Source organism: Pseudoalteromonas sp. Z1A6, assembly GCF_011378745.1.
Classification (GTDB): Bacteria; Pseudomonadota; Gammaproteobacteria; order Enterobacterales; family Alteromonadaceae; genus Pseudoalteromonas; species Pseudoalteromonas arctica.
Genome location: NZ_WTKW01000553.1, coordinates 1 through 1,665, shown reverse-complemented (window position 1 = coordinate 1,665; position 1,665 = coordinate 1). Strand labels below are relative to the sequence as shown.

Sequence of the window (1,665 nt, the reverse complement as noted above, 5' to 3'; positions counted from 1 at the left end):
TAGTTATAACCGTACGTAAAAGTAAGCTTTTTTAAACAAAAAAATGCCAGTCAGTTATTAACTGACTGGCACTAAGCTAAATATTTATTAAAGTGCTTTTTACATTATTCGCATGGAGCCCAATCAACACCATTTTCACCGCACTCATGCAGCATTGTTCCATCTTCTCGGCGGGTATCTCTAAACCATTGCCCTTCAATTGTCTTTGTAATACGTACGTTGTCTGTGGTTTTGTATTTACGCCAAAAGCTAGCATCAATAGATGTTTCGTCATCAAACTTATAAGGCATAGCAGCGAGTACAGTAACTAAATCTTGAGTTTCTAGATCAGCAGCTTTGTCTTTAACATTTACCCAATCAGATAATGTTTGAAAGTCGGCATTTTCCTCTCTAAAGGCAAAGTCAGTTTGGTAATACGATCCCGACTCAGTATAGCTAATGCTAAAACCTCGCTCGAACGGTGTATCTAAATTATCACTAACGCATTCATCAGCTGTTGGAAAGTTAACCGATGGGCTTGTATTATCAACGCCATAAAGCACATTGCTTTGCTCAAAACTAACGCTCTCAATGCTAGAGCATCGGTAAGTACGATCGGCGTTAATGTAAACATCGTCTCTAACTGTTAATTTTCCATTTAACGACTCTTCGCCCCAAGGCGTATCTGTTGAATCCAATCGAGACAAAATAACGTCAATTTTGTCGAGTTCGCCTGTATTTTGAAGCTTTACTTGCTCATAAATAAGCTCAGCGCCCGCAAAAATAACCTTGTCTCTGTACCATGCATTTTCAAACTCATACTCATCATCTTTTGTTGTGTCTTGGTAAATCACTGCTCTTACTTCTTCTGCATCAGGATACTGAGCATCTAGCTCTTGCTTGAATTTATAGGCCGCTTTTAGTCCCTTAACAATTGCTTGTGCTCTGTCGTAAGCATCACTGTCACTAGTGGCAATAAAATCTGAGTAAATTTGCTCTGTCGACAAATTATAATGCGCAACCAAGTTTTGCATAACATTTGTTATTTCGCTTTGAAGGTTTGCAAGTAGCTCAGTATTTTCTTTAAGTGCATCACAGCTTAAATTATTGTTACCACTTTTTTGTAATTGAAGGCTTAACTGCTCCCAAATAACGGTTGTTAAAGGGGATATATTTCGAATATCTTCATCAGTCAAAGCCTCAATTGAGGGCGGAAATGACATTTGATACGCTTGTGTTACCTCTCCTAAGTCCTCGTCAATTGCGCCAACAGGTACATCAACATACATAGTTGAATACGGCACACACAGCGCCTGCTCTTCTGTAAAATTAAAACTATAATTACCCGATTCTTCAGAGACTACAGAAGGTTCTGTTTGCTCATCAAAAGTACCATCGCCATCAATATCTAGCCATACTATTGCACCAGATACATAGCCATCAATAACCTTTCCAGTAAGAGAGATAGTGTTAACTTCTACGGGGTCTACTTTTATAGGGTCAGGCTTAGCTACAACTGGCTCTACAACGACCACTTTATCATCGCCACCGCCGCCACATCCAACAAGGCCTAGCGTAAACGCTAATGAAATAGCTAACTGACTTTTTTTAAAAGACATACAAAGATTTCCTTTTTTGCACTTTAATTATTATTAAAAATCATATTGTTATAAATTGAATTGGTTA

Annotated in this window: 1 protein-coding gene; it reads right to left on the bottom strand. The window is 38.3% G+C overall.

The genetic code is table 11. From position 1 onward, the window contains the following. Window positions 1-104: 104 nt before the first annotated feature. On the bottom strand, window positions 105-1,598 hold the full coding sequence (locus tag GQR46_RS19405) for a hypothetical protein (RefSeq protein WP_165742173.1): 1,494 nt from the start codon (window positions 1,596-1,598) through the stop codon (window positions 105-107). Window positions 1,599-1,665 lie beyond the last annotated feature (67 nt).

Excerpts from the sequence above, each read along its gene's own strand:
- GQR46_RS19405 (WP_165742173.1), bottom strand. The coding sequence starts at position 1,598 with ATGTCTTTTAAAAAAAGTCAGTTAGCTATTTCATTAGCGTTTACGCTA.